A 19,008-nucleotide genomic window follows, 5' to 3' on the forward strand; every position below is an offset into this window, starting at 1 on the left:
GTTGACCCGTCCTGGATTGGTGCCTAGTCTTCAGCCCATAAATATGGGTTATTGCGTGTCGGGGATCGGGATGAAGACCACGGTTGAAATCGATGATGATCTCTTGTCGCGCGCCAAGGCGCTGGCGAGTGAACGTAGACAGCCACTGCGACGGGTGTTGGAAGAGGCCCTGGTGCTGCTCCTGCGGCAGCAGGGGCGGGCGCCGGAGGGGGGAATCAAACTGCGCAAGCACTCATTCGGCGGGCGGGGGTTGGGCGAGGCGGTTCGCGATCGGAGTTGGGAGGGGATCCGCGAACTCGCCTACGGTGAGCGCGGGGGAGCGGGCTCCGGCCGTGATCGCCATTGACACCAATATTCTCGTCTATGCCCACCGCAGCGACTCCCCGTTCCACGGCGCCGCAGACCGCGCGGTGACCCGGCTGGCCGAGTCGGGCGAATTGTGGGCGATCCCTTGGCCCTGTATCCATGATCCCATCGACCGTTCGGCAGCAGAGTTTTATCGACGCTTCGGCTTTGCTGCCCTTCGTTCCCTTTCCGCTCTTCATGGTGAAATCCACCAATCCATTGATTCCCGCCGCACCCCGGATCCCCACCCACACCATCTTGGGGTCCCCGCCCCGAAAGCTGCCGCGAATCAGCCGGATATGGTATGATGACGGCTTTGTTGCACCCCCTCCGGGCGGCAACCGGGCCGGTACAACCATAAAGAACGGAAGTCATTGATTCCATGGCTGATTTCGCTCAAGAAGTGCTGCACGTCAATCTCGACGACGAAATGAAGCAGTCCTATCTCGATTACGCCATGAGCGTGATCGTGGGACGCGCCCTCCCGGACGTGCGGGACGGTTTGAAACCGGTCCACCGGCGTGTCCTCTACGCCATGAGCGAGCTGGGCAACGACTGGAACAAGGCCTACAAGAAGTCGGCCCGCGTGGTCGGCGACGTCATCGGTAAGTACCACCCCCACGGTGACACCGCGGTCTACGACACCATCGTGCGCATGGCCCAGCCCTTCTCGCTGCGCTACATGCTGGTGGACGGCCAGGGCAACTTCGGCTCGGTGGACGGTGATTCGCCCGCGGCGATGCGTTACACCGAGGTGCGCATGGCGCGCATCGCCCACGAGCTGCTCGCCGACCTCGACAAGGAGACCGTCGACTTCGTCCCCAACTACGACGAGTCGGAGCATGAGCCCGCGGTCTTCCCCACCAAGCTGCCCAACCTGCTGATCAACGGCTCCGCCGGCATCGCGGTGGGCATGGCCACCAACATCCCGCCGCACAACCTCACCGAGGTGATCGACGCCTGCGTCGCCGTGGTGGACGATCCGTCGATCTCCATCGACGCCCTGATGGGGTACATCCCCGGTCCCGATTTTCCCACCGCCGCGGTGATCAACGGCGCCGCCGGCATCCACGAGGCCTACCACACCGGCCGTGGCCGCATCTACCTGCGCGCCCGCTCCCACGTCGAGACCGACGACAAGACCGGCCGCCAGTCGATCGTGGTCACCGAGCTCCCCTACCAGGTGAACAAGGCGAATCTCCTGGAAAAGATCGCCGAGCTGGTCAAGGAGAAGAAGCTGGAGGGGATCTCCGAGCTGCGCGACGAGTCCGACAAGGATGGCATGCGCATGGTGGTGGAGCTGAAGCGCGGCGAGGTCTCCGAGGTGGTGCTCAACAACCTCTACCGCCACACCCAGTTGCAGAACGTCTTCGGCATCAACATGGTGGCCCTGGTGGAGGGGCGGCCGAAGATCCTCAACCTGAAGGAGATCCTCGAGGCGTTCATCCGCCATCGCCGCGAGGTGGTGACCCGGCGCACCGTCTACCTCCTGCGCAAGGCGCGCGAGCGGGGACATGTGCTGGAAGGGCTGGCAGTGGCCCTGGCCAACATCGACGAGGTGATCGAGCTGATCCGCCGCTCGCCCAACCCGACGGCGGCGAAGGAGGGGCTGATCTCCCGCGCCTGGCGCCCCGGCGTGGTCACCGACCTGCTGGAGCGGGCCGGCGCCACCGCCTCGCGTCCCGACGACCTGCCCGCCGAGTTCGGTCTGGGCGAGGAGGGCTATCGCCTCTCGCCGGCCCAGGCCCAGGCGATCCTCGACCTGCGCCTGCACCGCCTCACCGGCCTGGAGCAGGATCGGATCGTCGACGAATACAAGGAGCTGCTCGACACCATCGACGAGCTGATGAAGATCCTCGCCAGCGACGAGCGGCTGATGGAGGTGATCCGCGAGGAGCTGCTCGACATCAAGGAGCGCTTCGGCGACGCCCGCCGCACCGAGATCATCGAGTCGCGCCTCGACCTGACCCTGGAGGATCTGATCACCCCCGAGGACGTGGTGGTGACCCTCTCCCACGGCGGCTACGCCAAGAGCCAGCCGCTCGACGCCTACCAGGCGCAGCGGCGTGGCGGCAAGGGCAAGAGCGCCACGGCGATCAAGGAGGAGGACTTCGTCGACAAGCTGTTCGTCGCCAACACCCACGACACCCTGCTCTGCTTCACCAGCCGCGGCCGCGTCTTCTGGCTGAAGGTCTATGAGATCCCCCAGGCGAGCCGTGCCGCCCGTGGCCGGCCGATCGTCAACCTGCTGCCGTTGGAGGAGGAGGAGCGGATCAACGCGGTGCTGCCGATCAAGGAGTACTCCGAGGGGTGGTATATCTTCTTCGCCACCAGCTCCGGCACGGTGAAGAAGACCCCGCTCCCCGCCTTCTCCAACAAGCGGGCCGCCGGCATCATCGCCGTCGATCTGCGTGGCGACGACACCCTGGTGGACGTGGCGCTCACCGACGGTGAGCGCGAGGTGATGCTCTTCTCCGACGCCGGCAAGGTGATCCGTTTCCACGAGAACGACGTTCGCGCCATGGGGCGCACCGCGGCCGGCGTGCGCGGCATGCGGCTGGCCGAGGAGCAGAAGGTCAACGCGCTGATCGTGCTGGACAAGGCGACCGAGGAGGGGGGCATGGTGCTCACCGCCTCGGAGAACGGCTACGGCAAGCGCACCCCGGTGGCGGACTACCCGGTGCGCGGCCGCGGCGGCCAGGGGGTGATCTCGATCCAGACCAGCGAGCGCAACGGTGCGGTGGTCGGTGCGGTGCTGGTCAACGACGAGGATGAGCTGATGCTGATCACCAACGGCGGCACCCTGGTGCGCACCCGCTGCGCCGAGGTGAAGGTCTCGAGCCGCAACACCCAGGGGGTCAAGCTGATCAGTCTCACTAAGAAGGAGAAGCTGGTCGGCCTCGCCCGCGTCGAGGAACTGGACGGCGGCGACGAGGTCGCCACCGACGACGAGGTGGAGGAATAAGAGAAGATTTAACCGCAGATTTACGCAGATGAACGCAGATTTCTTGTTTGTATTTGATCTGCGTTCATCTGCGTAAATCTGCGGTTCGATTCTGCATTTGAAACGCCACTTCAAAGAGTTGTCCGCGGTTGTGTCGGTAAACGCGGGCTGATTTTTCAACCAAAGGCTTTCGGAGTTCGATTCATGGCACGAGTGTTCAATTTCAGTGCGGGACCGGCGATGCTGCCGGCCGAGGTGTTGGAGCAGGCTCGCGAGGAGATGCTGGACTGGAACGGCTCCGGCATGTGCGTCGCCGAGATGAGCCACCGCGGCAAGGAGTTCATGTCCATCGCCGCGCAGGCCGAGGCCGACCTGCGCGAGCTGATGGCGATCCCCGCCAACTACAAGGTGCTGTTCCTCCAGGGCGGTGCCTCCAGCCAGTTCGCCATGGTGCCGATGAATCTGCTGCGCGGCGGCAGCAAGGCCGACTACCTGCTCACCGGCTCCTGGGGCAAGAAGGCGATCAAGGAGGCGAAGCGCTACTGTGAGGTCAACACCGCGTTCGACGCCTCCGCCGAGTCGGGCAAGTTCACCTTTGCGCCGTCACAGGAACAGCTCAACCTCTCCGCGGACGCCGCCTTCGTCCACTACACCCCCAACGAGACCATCGAGGGGGTGGAGTTCGACTACGTCCCCGAGGTGGGCGACAAGCCGCTGGTGGCCGATTTCTCCTCCACCATCCTGTCGCGGCCGGTCGACGTCTCGAAGTACGGCGTTATTTATGCCGGCGCGCAGAAGAACATCGGTCCCGCGGGCCTGACCATCTGCATCGTCCGTGACGATCTGATCGGCCAGCCGGTGGACGGTACCCCGACCATGTTCGACTACAAGACCCACGCCGACGCCGACTCCATGTACAACACCCCGCCCACCTACGCCTGGTACCTGGCGGGGCTGGTGTTCCAGTGGCTGAAGGACAAGGGCGGCATCCCGGCGATGGCCGAGATCAACCAGCGCAAGGCGGTCAAGCTCTACGCCGCCATCGACGGCTCGGATTTCTACGCCAACCCGGTGGCGGTGGCCAACCGCTCGTGGATGAACGTCCCCTTCACCCTGGCCGACAGCGAGCTGGACGCCACCTTCCTGGCCGAGGCCAAGGAGGCCGGGCTCACCACCCTCAAGGGACACCGCTCGGTGGGTGGCATGCGCGCCTCCATCTACAACGCCATGCCCGAGGAGGGGGTCGACGCCCTGGTCGCCTTCATGGCCGAATTCGAGAAAAAACACGGATAAGAAAGGAAATTGAACCGCAGATTAACGCAGATATCCGCAGATTGAGCCTAGAACTCATCTGCGAAAATCTGCGTTAATCTGCGGTTCATTGGCTTTTGATTGATTCGGTATTTGGTCGCTGTTTCATTCTTTGATGTTTTGGGTGAGGAAAGATGCATAAGATACTGACGCTGAACAATATCTCCGTCGCCGGTCTTGATCGTCTGCCGCGTGACGCCTACGAGATCGCCTCCGAGATCCAGCACCCCGATGCGATCCTGCTGCGCTCGTTCAAGATGCATGGCATGGAGATCCCCGCGACCCTCAAGGCGGTGGGCCGTGCCGGTGCCGGCACCAACAACATCCCGGTCGACGAGATGACCAGGAAGGGGGTAGTGGTGTTCAACGCCCCCGGCGCCAACTCCAATGCGGTGAAGGAGCTGGTGATCGCCGGCATGCTGATGGCCTGCCGCAACATCGCCCAGGCGTGGGACTTCGCCCGCAACCTGGAGGGTGAGGACGCCGAGATCGGTAAGCAGACCGAGGCGGGCAAGAAGAACTACGGCGGCTTCGAGCTGCCCGGCCGCACCCTCGGGGTGATCGGCCTCGGCGCCATCGGCGTGCGCGTGGCCAACGCCGCGGTCGCCCTCGGCATGAAGGTGATCGGCTTCGATCCCGGCATCACCGTCAACGCCGCCTGGCAGATGGATGCGGCGGTGGAGAAGGCGGGCAGCGTCGACGAGGTGCTCAACAAGAGCGACTTCGTCACCTTCCACGTGCCGCTGGTGGAGGGGACCAAAAACCTGATCAACGCCGACCGGCTGAAGTCGATGAAGGACAACGTGGTGATCCTCAACTTCGCCCGCGGCGGCATCGTCGACGACGAGGCGGTGGTGGCGGCGATCGACGCCGGCAAGGTCTACGGCTACGTCTGCGACTTCCCCACCAATCTGCTGAAGAACCACCCCAAGGTGGTGACCCTGCCGCACCTCGGCGCGTCCACCCGCGAGGCCGAGGAGAACTGCGCGATCATGGTCGCCGAGCAGGTGCGCGACTATCTGGAGAACGGCAACATCCTCAATTCGGTCAACTTCCCCGAGGTGCGCATGGAGCGCAACGGCGGCCACCGTCTGGCCATCGCCAACGCCAACGTGCCCAACATGCTGGGCCAGATCTCCACCGACCTGGCCGGTGCCGGCCTCAACATCGTCGACATGCTCAACAAGTCCCGCGGTGACGTCGCCTACACCCTGGTGGACGTCGAGGGGGAGATCCCGCAGGCGGTGGTCGAGCGCATCGCCGCCATCGAAGGCGTCCTCTCCGTCCGTACCCTCTAAGAGGAAGAAAAAGTCCGCGAATGAACGCAAATACACGCAAATAAGAGAAGAGATCGCTTTTCTTTATTTGCGTGTATTTGCGTTCATTTGCGGACAAATCTCTTATGTCTGAAGAGCTTCTCAAGATTCGCGAAAAGATCGACGCGCTGGATGAGCAGATCCAGGAGCTGATCAATCAGCGCGCCCGGTGTGCCGAGGAGGTGGCGCGGGTGAAGCGGGCCGCCGAGGCGGATCCCGACTTCTACCGCCCGGAGCGCGAGGCGCAGGTGCTGCGCGCGGTGAAGGCGCGTAACCGGGGGCCGCTGGCGGATGTCGAGATGGCGCGGTTGTTCCGCGAGATCATGTCCGCCTGCCTCGCCCTGGAGCAGCCGATGAAGGTGGCCTACTTCGGTCCCGCCGGCTCCTATACCCATGCCGCAGCGATCCGGCACTTCGGCGGTTCGGTGACCACCGTACCGCTGGGGGCGATCGACGAGGTGTTCCGCGAGGTGGCCGCCGGCGGTGCCGACTACGGCGTGGTGCCGGTGGAGAACTCCACCGAGGGGGTGATCAACCACACCCTCGACATGTTCCTCCAGTCGCCGTTGCGCATCTGTGGCGAGGTGGAGCTGCGCATCCATCACAACCTGCTCGGCCGCGGCGTCTCCCTGGAAGAGGTGACTCGCATCTATGCCCACCCCCAAGCGCTGGCCCAGTGTCGCGAGTGGCTCGACGCCAACCTGCCCCACGTGGAGCGCGAGGCGGTGAGCAACAACGCCGAGGGCGCGCGGATGGCCGCGGCCGAGGCGGGGACCGCGGCGATCGCCGGGGCCAATGCCGCCGGTCTCTACGGGTTGGAGATCCTGGCCGGCAACATCGAGGACGAGCCGGACAACACCACCCGCTTCCTGGTGATCGGCGACCGCCAGGTGCCGGCCAGCGGCGAGGACAAGACCACCCTGCTGCTCTCCGCCCACAACCGCCCCGGCGCGTTGGCCTCGTTGTTGGCGCCGCTGGCCCGCCACGAGATCAGCATGAGCCGCATCGAGTCCCGTCCTTCCCGTCGCGGCATGTGGGATTACGTCTTCTTCATCGACCTCCTCGGTCACGCCGAGGAGCCGTCGGTGGTCGAGGCGCTGAAGGAACTCAATGAAGAGGCGAGCTTCCTCAAGATCCTCGGCTCGTATCCTCGATCCGCGCTTTAGGGCGCGGATCGAGCATTTCTTGAAGTAGCATGCCCTTCGATAAACCGCTCATTGATTCTCTGTGCATCGTCGGCGTCGGGCTGATCGGCGGGTCATGGGCGCGTGCGCTGCGCGAGGCCGGTCAGGTGGGGGAGGTGATCGGCTGCGGGCGGGAGGAGGGGAACCTGCGGCGGGCGGTGGAGCTGGGGGTGATCGACCGCTGGTCCACCGACGTGGCCGAGGCGGTGGCCGGTTGCGATCTGGTGGTGGTAGCGGTGCCGCTGGGGGCGATGGAGGCGGTTTTTCGCACCATGGCGCCGGCACTCAAGGCGGGCGCGGTGGTCACCGACGTGGGCAGTGCCAAGGGGAGCGTGATCGAGGCGGCGAGCCGCGCCTTCGGCGGCGGTATTCCCTCCTTTTTCGTGCCGGGCCACCCCATTGCAGGGCGTGAACACAGTGGGGTGGATGCCGCCGACGGCACCCTCTATCGCGATCGCCGGGTGATCCTTACGCCCCTGCATACCACCGATCCGACGGCCATCGAATTGGTGGATCGAGCATGGGAGGTCGCCGGCGCCGAGGTGGTGAGGATGGAGGTGGAGCACCACGACGAGGTGTTGGCCGCCACCAGCCACCTGCCCCATGTGCTCGCCTTCGCCCTGGTCGACAGCCTCGCCAACATGAAATATGGCGATGAGATATTCGGCTTCGCCGCCGGCGGTTTCCGTGACTTCACCCGCATCGCCTCCAGCGACCCGGTGATGTGGCGGGATATCTGCCTGCACAACCGCGAGGCGCTGCTTGGCATGGTGGAGCGTTTCGAGCGCGATCTGGCCGCGCTGCGCGATCTCATCGCCGCCGGCGACGGCCCGGCCATGCTCGACCTCTTCCAGCGCGCCAAACACGCGCGGGATACCCATGTGGTCAAATAGAATTTTTATCCGCAAATGAACGCAAATGAACGCGAATAAGGGAAGAGATTCATCTTCTTTATTCGCGTTCATTTGCATTCATTTGTGGACTCTCTTCTCTAATTAGCGGAATAGAAACGTGAGCGGATCGAAGAACATCGTCTATCAGGTGGCGCCGGGCGGCCGGTTGTCGGGGAGCGCGCGGGTGCCGGGGGACAAGTCGATCTCCCACCGCTCGATCATGCTCGGCTCGCTGGCCGAGGGGACCACCGAGATCAGCGGTTTCCTCGAGGGGGAGGACGCCATCGCCACCCTCAACGCCTTCCGCGCCATGGGGGTTGCGATCGAGGGGCCCGACGGCGGTCGGGTGACCATCCATGGGGTCGGTATGCATGGCCTCAAGGCGCCGGCCGGCCCGCTCGATCTGGGCAACTCCGGCACCTCCATGCGGCTGCTCTCGGGGCTCCTCTGCGGGCAGTCGTTCGACGTGGAGCTGGTCGGTGACGCCTCGCTCTCCAAGCGCCCGATGAAGCGGGTTTCGGTGCCGCTGGGCGAGATGGGGGCGGTGATCGAGACCGCCGAAGGGGGCACGCCCCCGCTGAGGATTCGCGGCGGTCAGGCGCTCAAGGGCTTCCACTACGAGATGCCGGTGGCCTCCGCCCAAGTGAAGTCGAGCCTGCTGCTCGCCGGTCTCTATGCCGAGGGGCGTACCTGCGTCACCGAGCCGGCGCCGACCCGCGACCACAGCGAGCGGATGCTCTCCGGCTTCGGCTATGGCGTCGAGCGCGACGGTGCCACCGCCTGCGTCGAAGGGGGAGGGCGGCTCGCCGCCTGCGCCGTCGATATCCCTGCGGACATCTCCTCGGCCGCCTTCTTCCTGGTCGGGGCCTCCATTGCGGAGGGTTCCGATCTCACCCTGGAGCATGTCGGCATCAACCCGACCCGCGACGGGGTGATCAACATCCTGCGCCTGATGGGCGCCGACATCACGGTGATGAACGAGCGCGAGGTGGGCGGTGAGCCGGTGGCCGATCTGCGCGTCCGTTCGGCGAAGCTGAAGGGCATCCGTATCCCCGAGGATCAGGTGCCGCTGGCCATCGACGAGTTCCCGGCGCTGTTCGTCGCCGCCGCCTGCGCCGAGGGGGAGACCGTGCTCACCGGCGCCGAGGAGCTGCGGGTGAAGGAGTCCGACCGCATCCAGGTGATGGCCGACGGGCTGAAGATCCTCGGCGTCGATGCCGAGCCGACCCCCGACGGCATGGTGATCCGCGGCGGGGCGATCGGCTCCGGCCGGGTCGACAGCCGTGGCGACCACCGCATCGCCATGTCCTTCGCGATGGCCGCGCTGCGTGCCGCGGGGCCGGTCACCATCGACGACTGCGCCAACGTCAACACCTCCTTCCCCGGCTTCGTCGAACTGGCCCGCGCCTGCGGCCTCTCCATCAAGCAAGAAGATTAGCCACGGAGCCACGGAGGGCACGGAGGTTGGGAGAGGTTGCCCTCACCCCCTCCGTGCCCTCCGTGGCTCCGTGGCGAAATGAAAAGGGGTTTGCACATGACTGAAATAGTACCCGTCATCACCATCGACGGCCCCTCCGGTTCCGGCAAGGGGACCGTCTCGCGGCGCATCGCCCGTCAGCTCGGCTGGCAGTTTCTCGACTCCGGGGCGCTCTACCGCCTTACCGCGCTGTATGCCGTGCGCAAGGGGGTCGATTTCGCCGACGAGGCGGCGGTGGCCGAGCTCGCCCGCACCCTGCCGGTGCGCTTCGAGGAGGGGGATGACGAGCCGCGGGTGCTGCTCGACGGCGAGGAGGTGAGCGGCGAGATCCGCTCCGAGACGGCCGGCAACAACGCCTCCAAGGTGGCGGCGATTCCGGCGGTGCGCGAGGCGCTGCTGGAGCGCCAGCGGGCCTTTTGCGAGGTGCCCGGGCTGGTCGCCGATGGGCGCGATATGGGCACCGTTGTGTTCCCCGACGCCCCGGCCAAGATCTTTCTCACCGCGAGCGCGGAGGAGCGCGCCCAACGCCGCTATAAGCAGTTGATTGAAAAGGGTATGGGTGCTAATCTTGCCGATCTTGTGCAGGAGATCGAGGAGCGCGACCGTCGCGACGCCTCGCGCCCCGTGGCCCCGCTCAAGCCCGCCGAGGATGCGCTGCTGCTCGACAGCACCGGTCTCTCCATCGATGAGGTGGTGGCGCAGGCCATGGCGTGGGTGAGCGAACGCACCGCGATCGCCTGAGTTCAAGGACCGTTTTCACGGGATGGTTCCGCCAATGGGTGGCGGGATCGATGTTCAACCGCAACGCAATCCATCGCTTCCCTACCGAGACAGTCAACGGGATCGATGGTTCATAAACAACCCGATATCCGGGTAAGGATTTTTTCAGATGACCGAAAGTTTCGCCGAAATGTTTGAACAGAGCCTCGCCAAGCAGGAGATGCGCCCCGGCTCGATCGTCCAGGCCGAAGTGGTGGACGTGCGCGCCGACTTCGTGATCGTCAATGCCGGTCTGAAGTCCGAAGGTGTGATCCCTGCCGAGCAGTTCTATGGCGAAGACGGCACCCTCTCCGTGGCCATCGGCGACTTCGTCGAGGTGGCGCTGGACTCCCTGGAGGACGGCTACGGTGAGACCCAGCTCTCCCGCGAGCGCGCCAAGCGCATCAAGGCCTGGGAGGTGCTGCAGGAGGCCTTCGAGAAGGAGGAGATCGTCAAGGGCATGATCAGCGGCAAGGTGAAGGGCGGCTTCACCGTCGACATCGAGTCGATCCGCGCCTTCCTTCCCGGCACCCTGGTCGACGTCCGCCCGGTGCGCGACGTCACCTACCTCGAAGGCAAGGAGCTGGAGTTCAAGGTCATCAAGCTCGACCGCAAGCGCAACAACGTGGTGGTCTCCCGCCGCGCGGTGGTCGAGCAGGAGTACAGCGAGGAGCGCGAGAAGCTGCTCGAGACCCTGCAGGAAGGGGTCTCCATCAAGGGTATCGTCAAGAACCTCACCGACTACGGCGCGTTCATCGACCTCGGCGGCATCGACGGCCTGCTGCACATCACCGACATGGCCTGGAAGCGGGTCAAGCACCCCTCCGAGATCGTCAACGTCGGCGACGAGATCGAGGTCAAGGTGCTCAAGTTCGATCGCGAGCGCAACCGCGTCTCCCTCGGCCTCAAGCAGCTGGGCGCCGATCCCTGGTCCGACATCGCCCGTCGCTACCCGGTCAACACCCGCCTCTTCGGCAAGGTCACCAACATCGCCGACTACGGCTGCTTCGTCGAGATCGAGGAGGGCGTCGAGGGTCTGGTCCACATGTCCGAGATGGACTGGACCAACAAGAACATCCACCCCTCCAAGGTGGTCGCGCAGGGTGAAGAGTGCGAGGTCATGGTGCTCGACATCGACGAGGAGCGTCGCCGCATCTCGCTCGGCATGAAGCAGTGCAAGTCCAACCCCTGGGAGGAGTTCGGCGCGCTGTTCAAGAAGGGCGACCGCCTCAACGGCAAGATCAAGTCGATCACCGACTTCGGCATCTTCGTCGGCCTGGAGGGTGGCATCGACGGCCTGGTGCACCTCTCCGACATCTCCTGGAACGTCCCCGGCGAAGAGGCCGTGCGCGACTTCAAGAAGGGTGACGAGGTGGATACCGTGGTGCTCGCCATCGACCCCGAGCGCGAGCGCATCTCGCTCGGCATCAAGCAGCTCGACAAGGATCCGGTCTCCAACTTCGTGGCCGACAATCCGAAGGGCTCCATGGTCAAGGGCGTCGTCAAGGAGGTGGATGCCAAGGGTGCGGTGATCGAGCTGGGCGAAGGCATCGAGGGCTACCTGCGCGCCTCCGACCTCTCCCGCGACCGTGTCGAGGACGCCCGTACCATGCTCAGCGTTGGTGACGAGATCGAGGCCAAGTTCATGGGCGTCGACCGCAAGAACCGCGCGATCAGCCTCTCGATCAAGGCGAAGGAGATGGCCGAGGAGGCCGAGGCGATCCAGGACTACAGCCGCAGCTCCGGCGCCGGCACCACCACCCTGGGTGATCTGCTCAAGGAGCAGATGGAGAACAAGGACTAATTCGCAGTCCTTGTCGGCAGGGGGCCGGCCGTTGGGCCGGCCCCTGCTTCCGGTAACCGGCAATCGGCCAACAGGAATCTGCCAATGACCAAATCCGAACTGATCGAAGCCATCGCGCGGAAACAGAGCCACTTGGCGTACAAGGACGTGGAGTTGGCCGTCAAGAGCCTGCTCGAACAGATGAGCCAGTCCCTGGCCAGCGGCGAGCGGATCGAGATCCGCGGTTTCGGCAGTTTCTCCCTCCATTTCCGTCCACCGCGTATCGGTCGCAACCCGAAGACCGGCGACTCGGTGGCGCTCTCCGGCAAATACGTCCCGCATTTCAAGCCCGGCAAGGAGATGCGCGAACGGGTCAACGAATCCCGCGACGAAGTGCCGATCAAATAGCGGCGGAACGAATCCGTCCTCTCCGTGATTTCCGGCGTCCTCCTGCGACGACGCTACCGAATTTTCCAGGGTTGCCCCCATGATGACGGAGCTGCTGTGGTTCCTCCTTCCGGTCGCCGCCGCGTCCGGCTGGCTGGTGGCCCGCTGGGAGCGCAAGAGCCGCGAGGCGCGCAATCCCCTCTCCCGTATCCCCGCCGACTATTTCAAGGGTCTCAACTACCTGCTCAACGAGCAGCCCGACAAGGCGATCGAGGTCTTCATCCGCGTCCTCGAAGTGGACAAGGACACCATCGAGACCCACTTCACCCTCGGCAACCTGTTCCGCCGGCGGGGCGAGGTGGACCGCGCCATCCACATTCATCAGAACCTCATCGCCCGCCCGAGCCTCAGCGGTGAACAGCGGGCCCAGGCGCTCCTCGCCCTGGGTGAGGACTACATGAAGGCGGGGCTCTTCGACCGTGCCGAGAACCTCTTCCTGGAACTGGTGGAGCTGGGGGTCCATGCCGTTCCCGCACAACGCTATCTGGTGGCGATCTACCAGCAGGAGCGGGACTGGGAGAAGGCGATCGAGATGACCCGCCGGCTGGAGAAGACCCTCGGCCAGGGACAGGGGGCGACCATCGCCATGTACTGGTGCGAGCAGGCCGAGACGTCCCGCGACAACGACGAGGTTGGAAGAGCGGGCGAGCTGTTGGTGAAGGCGTTGCGTGCCGATCCCAATTGTGCCCGCGCCAGTCTGATCGAAGGGGAGCTGGCGATGGAGGCGGGTGAATGGCGCCGCGCCCGCGATGCCTTCCAGCGCATCGAGGGGCAGGCGCCCGCCTATCTGCCGCTGGCACTGGACGCCCTGGAGAAGTGCTACTGGCGTCTCGACGAGAGCGCTGCCTACCGCGACTACCTGCGTGGGGTGCTGGAGCGCCACCCGAGTGTCGCGGTGATGCTCGCCCTGGCCGAGCAGGTGCGGCGCGAGCGCGGGGAGCGGGAGGCCGCGGGCTTCATCATCGAGCAGCTCCGCCATCACCCCTCGGTGCGCGGTCTCGACGAGCTGATCGAACTTCACCTCACCCGCAGCGAGGGGGCGGCCCGCGAGAACCTGCTCACCCTCAAGGAGTTGACCCGCCGCCTGCTGGAGGATCGCCCGCTGAGCCAGTGCGGGCACTGCGGCTTCACCGGCAAGAAGATGCACTGGCAGTGCCCCAGCTGCAAGAAGTGGCACACCGTCAAACCGATCGACGAGGCGACGGGGGACTAAAAGAATTAATCCGATAAAGGTGTGAACGATGCGTGCTGATCCGAGAGTGCTGGTGGCGTTGGACTATCCCGATGCCCGGTCTGCCCGTGAGCTGGTGGCGCGGCTCGACCCTTCGCTGTGCCGGTTGAAGATCGGCAAGGAGCTGTTCGTGCGGGCGGGGCCGGAACTGGTGCGGGCGTTCATCGATGCCGGCTACGAGATCTTCCTCGACCTGAAATTCCACGACATCCCCAACACCGTCGCCGCCGCCTGCGCCGCGGCGGCCGACCTGGGGGTGTGGATGGTCAACGTCCACGCCTCCGGCGGCCGGCGGATGATGGAGGCGGCGCGCGAGGCGATCGCCACCGGCGGGACGGAGACGCTGCTCATCGGCGTCACCGTCCTCACCAGCATGAGCGACGAGGACCTGGCCGAGATCGGCTTTGCCGGGACGCCGGAGGAGAACGTCCGTCGCCTCGCCGCCCTGGCCCAATCCTCCGGTCTCGACGGCGTCGTCTGTTCCGCCCGAGAGGCGGCGCTGCTGAAGGAGACGCGCGGCCGGGAGTTCCTCCTGGTCACCCCCGGCATCCGCCCGGCTGGCGCCGAGGTGGGCGACCAGCGGCGGATCATGACCCCCGCCGATGCCATCCGCGCCGGTTCCGACTATCTGGTGATCGGCCGCCCGATCACCCAGGCCGCCGACCCGGTGGCGGTGCTTCGCGCCATCGAGGCGGAGGTCCGCCAAACACTCGATCAACCGTAGATCTCCCTGCTTGTTCAGGGCGCCTTTCCAGCACGAAGGGTAGAGGAGAAGACACGAAAAAAGGGAGGAGGTGCGTGCCATTTCATCCTCTCGACTCTGACCCAATCTCGGGTGCGAGCCCCGACGCCCACGGCGGGCGCGGCCCGCCCTATAGGGCGGCCTGCGGCCGCCACGACCTTTCCGTTGGTACTGGCCTTTTCTACAGGATTCGGCGCCAGCAGCCCCACCCGCCCTATTCCCCTTTGTGTTCTTCGTGCCTCCTCCTTCGCGCCCTTCGTGTAAAGATCTTCGCTTGAAAGTGGGTTTCCGCTAACGATCGGCACGCCCCCAGTGTATCGGAATTTCCCCTGCTTCTACGCAATCCCTGTCTCATAGCCCATCAGCCCAGTCTGAAAACCATAGCGAATCGTCCTGCAAAAAAATCCGAATTCCGCCAATTGACGTCAGTTTCCCTGACTTGCCATGCTGGTGACCGTCTGGAAATCATCTTTTGTGATTCCAGCGCATTCCAATAACGACATGGGAGGTTCCCGCATGAAGATCGTCCGCAATCTCGTCATCGCCCTGCTGCTGCTCGCCACCGCTCCCTTCGCCGCCGCGATGGAGCCGATCGATATCAATACCGCCGATGCCGCCGCCCTGGCGGCCGCGATCAGCGGCGTCGGCATGAAAAAGGCGGAGGCGGTGATCGCCTACCGCGAGAAGAACGGCCCATTCCAACGGGTGGAGGATCTGGCCAACGTCAAGGGGATCGGCGCCAAGATCGTCGAGAAGAACCGTGACCTGCTCACCGTTGGCACCGCCCCTGTGGCTGCCGACCACTGACACCTGCCTAGGCAGGCCAAGGGAGAGCCACCACGGATGGGGCGCCAGGGATGGCATCTATCGTTAGAAAATTCCTATCCGAAGCGTCCGTGAAGAAACCAACGCTCTGGATGGCGGGGCTCGCGGAAGATCCACAGCCGCATCCCCGCCGGGTTCTCCGCTGCGAAGTAGTCCCTTGTCACCCCCGCTCCGTCCCACCACCCCGATTCGATCCGTTCCGGCCCCCGTAGCAGATGCAGCACCCCGCGGTAGTGGGGGCGACCGTCGATCCGCGCCAGCGGCAGGGGGGCGGCCAACAGCCACAGCGGGCGGTCCGGAAGAGCGATTGCCAGGGGGCGCCGGCCGGCGGGAAGTCGGCGCCACCCCCGTTCGGGGCGGTGGTCGGCCACCGTTTCGATGCCGTGGATTGCCGCCTCTCCCAGTCGGGCGATCAGCCGTTCCAGCAGGCGTGCCGCCTCCAATCGTGACGCAGGATCGGTGAAGAGCGCGCCGTTGTGCGAGGCGAGGGGGTGAAACGGGCCGCTGCATAGCTCCAGTTCCAGCACCGGTGCGGGAAGCTCGAAGCGCTCCAGCCGCTCCGCCAGCAGGGCCTCCATCCGTTCAGCGTCCCGCCCCGGCGAGGCCAGGCCGAGGGGGAGGGGAGTGGGGGCGTGGTCGCGGTGGATCAGGGTCCACTCCATGGACTGGATCCCCTCGCCCCGCGCCTCCAGCAGGCCGCTCAACTCACCGAGCAGGCGGCGCGCGGCAATCAGCAGCCGGGGATGTTCCTCCACCTCCGCGGGCAGGAGCAGGCGGCCGTGGTAGCGCTGCGGTGGGCGAAAGGGCTCCTGCGGGTCGGCCCGCCGTCCCAGGGTGCGGTCCAGCAGATCCACCAGCTCCGCCCCGTAGCGTCGCGCCACCCCATCCCGCGGCATCCGTAGCAGTTCGCCGAGGCGTTTCAGTCCCAGCCGTCGCAATCGCTCCAGGCTTCCCCGCGGCAATCCCAGCCGCTCCAGCGGCACCCCCGCCAGGGCGCGCCGCAGCTCGTCCTGACCATGGACCCGGGTATCCCCCGCCGAGGTGGTGAGCAGCCGCGCCCCGTTGGGGGTGGGGGCCAGGGCGATCCGTGTCCGGTAGCCCAGCTCCGCCACCCCCTGGCGTAGCGCCCGGATGATCGCCTCCATGCCGCCGAAGAGCCGTTCGCTCCCCGCCACCTCCAGCAGCAGCGCGGCGGGGGGCGACAACACCACCTGGGGGGTGAAACGTCCCGTCCACGCCGCCAGCCGCTCCAGGGCCGCCCGCTCCGCCGCATGGTCCCGTGGTCGGACCCGCAGATCGGGGCATAGGGCGTAGGCGGTACCCGGGCGCATTCCCGGTCGGACTCCCGCCCGGAGCGCGGCGCGGTTGCCCAGCGCCAGCCGCGCCACGCCATTGCAGGTCTCACTCACCGCGAAGGGGTGTGCCGGTTCCAGCGTCCCGGCAAACTGCTCCAAGGCCAGCCATGGCAGCTCCACCGCCAACCACAGGGGCCCCTTGGCCGCTCTCTCTTCGCCATGGGGAGGAGGGGAAAGGGTGGGGAGAGCGATACATGCCTCTTTTCGAGGTTCGTCGAAGAGTGGGCGCAATGCGTAGGGGGGACGGTGGGGGATGGCGCTCTTCACAGCGGTTGGTTGCGGTGGTGTTGAACAGAAGGAGGGTATTTTTTTATACAGTATATCAGCTCGGCGCAAGTCGGAATGATTGCCCGCCGCCGAAAGGCGGTTTAACGTAGGGCGCCATGAGTCCCGCCATTGCCTTCACCGACGAGGAGATCGCCGCCTGCTGGCCGGTGATGCGGGAACTTCGTCCCCATCTCGAAGGGGCGGAGTTCGTCGCGCGGATCCGTCTCCAGGAGGCGGAGGGCTATCGGCTGGCGTTTCTTCGGGAGGGGGGGGCGGTGGTTGCCGTCGCCGGTTTTCGGGTTGGCGAGAACTTGGCCTGGGGACGTTTCCTCTACGTGGACGATCTGGTCACCTCGGGCTCTCACCGCTCTCGTGGTTTCGGGGGTCGCCTGCTCGCTTGGTTGAGGCGCTACGCCGTCGAGGCGGGGTGCCGACAGCTCCATCTGGATTCCGGCATGCAGCGGGAGGCGGCCCACCGCTTCTACGAGCGGGAGGGGATGGCCAAAGGGAGCTTCCATTTTGTCGAGTCCCTGGATTCCCAGCCCTGATGAGTTCACGTATGCGAAATCTGCGGTTTATATTCTTCGTTAAATATCAATGAATTCAGCTTGATATAGATAGCTTCTCCAATCGGTGTAAAGTTTGTGAAACCATCCCTCGCCCCCGGCATCCGCCACCGGCACACCTTCGTCGTCCCCTCCTCGAAGACCGTGCCCGCGCTCTATCCGGAATCCGCGGAGTTCGTGGCGATGCCGGAGGTGTTCGCCACCGGCTATCTGGTCGGCTTCCTGGAGTGGGCCTGCATCCTGGCGGTCAATCCCCACCTGGATTGGCCGCGGGAGCAGACCGTCGGCACCCACATCGACGTCAGCCACGAGGCGGCGACCCCGCCGGGGCTGGAGGTGACCGCGGAGGTGGAGCTGGTGGAGGTGGACGGGCGGCGGCTGGTCTTCGCGGTGGAGGCCCACGACGGGGTGGAGCGGATCTCCCGCGGACGCCATGAGCGTTTCATCATCGACAAGGCGCGCTTCGACGACAAGATGGGCAGGAAGGCGGGCCAGTGAACAGTGGAAATACCATTCGTGTCCGGGTGGAGTTCTCCTATCGCGGCGAGCACTATGCGCCGGCGGCGGTGATCGATCTGGACGGGGCGATGGGCGGTGCAGGGGGAATCGGTGACCTGCACCCGATGCTTGCCCGGCTCAACGGCATCGACACCTATTCCTATTTATACGAAGTGATGGAGTCCCATGAACTCCTCTTCGACCGGCCGACCGGTCTGGCCGTGGCCTCGTTCCACGACGGGGTGTTCGATCTTCGCGACTTCGAACGGCGCTGGCGGGATGCCCGCCGGCTGTCGCTGCTCGGACCGGTAGCCCGCCGGCACCTCGGGGTCGATGATCTCGGGGAGCAACCGGCCTTGCGCGAGGCGTTGCTGGAGGCGTTCCGTCTTGGCGAGGGGGGGCGGGAGTGAAGCGGTTCACCTTTCACCTTGATGCGCTGATCGTCGTCGTCGCGCTTTTTGCCCTGTCGCTGGGGGGCAATTTCTACCTGTGGAAACAGAACGAGGCGCTGTTCAAGGAGAAGGTCGAGGCGTTGTGGCAGGCGCAGAACATGGAATCGAGCTGGAAGTACGCCCGGGGGCAGCTCGATGAGTGCCGAAGTGGGGTCGTGGCCGATTCCTCCCCCTCCCCGTTACAGAGGTAGATGAGATGGCAGTGAAGAAGGGCGGAGCGGACCAGGGTCGGCTCGATCGGGTCGTCGCCGAGGCGCGGCAGGCGCGGGAGGCGCGGGACAAGGGGTACCGCGAGCAGGCGCTGAAGATGTATCCGTGGGTCTGCGGTCGCTGCGGTCGCGAGTTCCAGCGGGAGAACCTGCGGGAGCTGACGGTGCACCACCGCAACCACGACCATGACCACAATCCGCCGGACGGCTCCAACTGGGAGCTGCTCTGCCTCTACTGTCACGACAACGAGCACCAGCGCCAGTTGGAGGCCAACGGCGTGATGGTCTCCGAGGAGGGGCCAGCGGGGGCCACCCACAACCCCTTTGCCGCGTTGAAGGATTTGATGAAGAAGTAGGCGCCTTTCCGGGCGGGGGAGGGGCTCCATTCACGGTTTTTCACAATA

Annotated in this window: 20 protein-coding genes; 19 read left to right on the top strand and 1 reads right to left on the bottom strand. The window is 65.4% G+C overall.

The features are described from left to right. The first annotated feature begins 70 nt into the window (after positions 1–70). The 14 genes from ACYQ2W_RS17530 (at position 71) to ACYQ2W_RS17595 (ending at position 15,239) form a co-directional block, all read left to right on the top strand. Positions 71–346 carry a hypothetical protein gene (locus ACYQ2W_RS17530; RefSeq protein WP_459869926.1) on the top strand — a complete coding sequence of 92 codons (276 nt, stop codon included), beginning with the start codon at positions 71–73 and terminating at the stop codon, positions 344–346. Then, positions 333–653, top strand: coding sequence for a type II toxin-antitoxin system VapC family toxin (locus tag ACYQ2W_RS17535; protein WP_459869929.1), 321 nt, complete (start codon positions 333–335; stop codon positions 651–653). Before ACYQ2W_RS17530 ends, ACYQ2W_RS17535 begins: the two co-directional genes overlap by 14 nt. Positions 654–727: 74 nt before the next feature. Further along, positions 728–3,310 (top strand): DNA gyrase subunit A, encoded by a 2,583-nt coding sequence (gene gyrA, locus ACYQ2W_RS17540; protein WP_459869931.1) that lies wholly within the window; start codon positions 728–730, stop codon positions 3,308–3,310. Positions 3,311–3,493: 183 nt separating this feature from the next. After that, positions 3,494–4,582 carry a 3-phosphoserine/phosphohydroxythreonine transaminase gene (gene serC / locus ACYQ2W_RS17545; RefSeq protein WP_459869934.1) on the top strand — a complete coding sequence of 363 codons (1,089 nt, stop codon included), beginning with the start codon at positions 3,494–3,496 and terminating at the stop codon, positions 4,580–4,582. Between the two features lie 152 nt (positions 4,583–4,734). Next, entirely contained in the window at positions 4,735–5,898 is a 1,164-nt protein-coding gene (locus ACYQ2W_RS17550; protein ID WP_459869937.1) for a phosphoglycerate dehydrogenase, read from the top strand. 104 nt (positions 5,899–6,002) lie between these two features. Continuing rightward, complete coding sequence (gene pheA / locus ACYQ2W_RS17555) at positions 6,003–7,082, top strand: prephenate dehydratase (protein WP_459869940.1); 1,080 nt, start codon at positions 6,003–6,005, stop codon at positions 7,080–7,082. Positions 7,083–7,111: 29 nt separating this feature from the next. Then, entirely contained in the window at positions 7,112–7,993 is an 882-nt protein-coding gene (locus tag ACYQ2W_RS17560) for a prephenate dehydrogenase (protein WP_459869943.1), read from the top strand. A 118-nt stretch (positions 7,994–8,111) separates the two neighbouring features. Beyond that, complete coding sequence (aroA, locus tag ACYQ2W_RS17565; protein WP_459869945.1) at positions 8,112–9,431, top strand: 3-phosphoshikimate 1-carboxyvinyltransferase; 1,320 nt, start codon at positions 8,112–8,114, stop codon at positions 9,429–9,431. Between the two features lie 96 nt (positions 9,432–9,527). Beyond that, entirely contained in the window at positions 9,528–10,211 is a 684-nt protein-coding gene (gene cmk, locus ACYQ2W_RS17570; RefSeq protein ID WP_459869948.1) for a (d)CMP kinase, read from the top strand. Between the two features lie 148 nt (positions 10,212–10,359). Beyond that, a complete protein-coding gene (gene rpsA / locus ACYQ2W_RS17575; RefSeq protein WP_459869951.1) occupies positions 10,360–12,033 on the top strand; it encodes a 30S ribosomal protein S1 in 1,674 nt (557 codons plus the stop codon). Between the two features lie 84 nt (positions 12,034–12,117). Then, a complete protein-coding gene (gene ihfB / locus ACYQ2W_RS17580; RefSeq protein ID WP_459869954.1) occupies positions 12,118–12,420 on the top strand; it encodes an integration host factor subunit beta in 303 nt (100 codons plus the stop codon). Between the two features lie 79 nt (positions 12,421–12,499). Beyond that, positions 12,500–13,672 carry a lipopolysaccharide assembly protein LapB gene (lapB, locus tag ACYQ2W_RS17585; RefSeq protein WP_459869957.1) on the top strand — a complete coding sequence of 391 codons (1,173 nt, stop codon included), beginning with the start codon at positions 12,500–12,502 and terminating at the stop codon, positions 13,670–13,672. A gap of 28 nt (positions 13,673–13,700) precedes the next feature. Then, positions 13,701–14,414 (top strand): orotidine-5'-phosphate decarboxylase, encoded by a 714-nt coding sequence (gene pyrF / locus ACYQ2W_RS17590; protein ID WP_459869960.1) that lies wholly within the window; start codon positions 13,701–13,703, stop codon positions 14,412–14,414. Positions 14,415–14,948: 534 nt separating this feature from the next. Then, on the top strand, positions 14,949–15,239 hold the full coding sequence (locus ACYQ2W_RS17595) for a ComEA family DNA-binding protein (RefSeq protein ID WP_459869963.1): 291 nt from the start codon (positions 14,949–14,951) through the stop codon (positions 15,237–15,239). A gap of 74 nt (positions 15,240–15,313) precedes the next feature. On the opposite strand, the gene ACYQ2W_RS17600 is transcribed toward ACYQ2W_RS17595, so the two are convergent. Further along, a complete protein-coding gene (locus ACYQ2W_RS17600) occupies positions 15,314–16,732 on the bottom strand; it encodes a Y-family DNA polymerase (RefSeq protein WP_459869966.1) in 1,419 nt (472 codons plus the stop codon). A gap of 263 nt (positions 16,733–16,995) precedes the next feature. Between ACYQ2W_RS17600 and ACYQ2W_RS17605 the strand changes: the two genes are divergently transcribed. The 5 genes from ACYQ2W_RS17605 (at position 16,996) to ACYQ2W_RS17625 (ending at position 18,960) form a co-directional block, all read left to right on the top strand. After that, positions 16,996–17,427 (top strand): GNAT family N-acetyltransferase, encoded by a 432-nt coding sequence (locus tag ACYQ2W_RS17605; RefSeq protein ID WP_459869969.1) that lies wholly within the window; start codon positions 16,996–16,998, stop codon positions 17,425–17,427. A 96-nt stretch (positions 17,428–17,523) separates the two neighbouring features. Continuing rightward, positions 17,524–17,943 carry a thioesterase family protein gene (locus ACYQ2W_RS17610; protein WP_459869972.1) on the top strand — a complete coding sequence of 140 codons (420 nt, stop codon included), beginning with the start codon at positions 17,524–17,526 and terminating at the stop codon, positions 17,941–17,943. Then, entirely contained in the window at positions 17,940–18,353 is a 414-nt protein-coding gene (locus tag ACYQ2W_RS17615; protein ID WP_459869975.1) for a hypothetical protein, read from the top strand. Before ACYQ2W_RS17610 ends, ACYQ2W_RS17615 begins: the two co-directional genes overlap by 4 nt. Next, positions 18,350–18,586, top strand: a complete 237-nt coding sequence (locus ACYQ2W_RS17620; RefSeq protein WP_459869978.1) for a hypothetical protein — start codon at positions 18,350–18,352, stop codon at positions 18,584–18,586. Before ACYQ2W_RS17615 ends, ACYQ2W_RS17620 begins: the two co-directional genes overlap by 4 nt. Positions 18,587–18,591: 5 nt before the next feature. Further along, entirely contained in the window at positions 18,592–18,960 is a 369-nt protein-coding gene (locus tag ACYQ2W_RS17625) for a YajD family HNH nuclease (RefSeq protein WP_459869981.1), read from the top strand. Positions 18,961–19,008 lie beyond the last annotated feature (48 nt).

It is taken from the genome of Endothiovibrio diazotrophicus, from assembly GCF_054657215.1.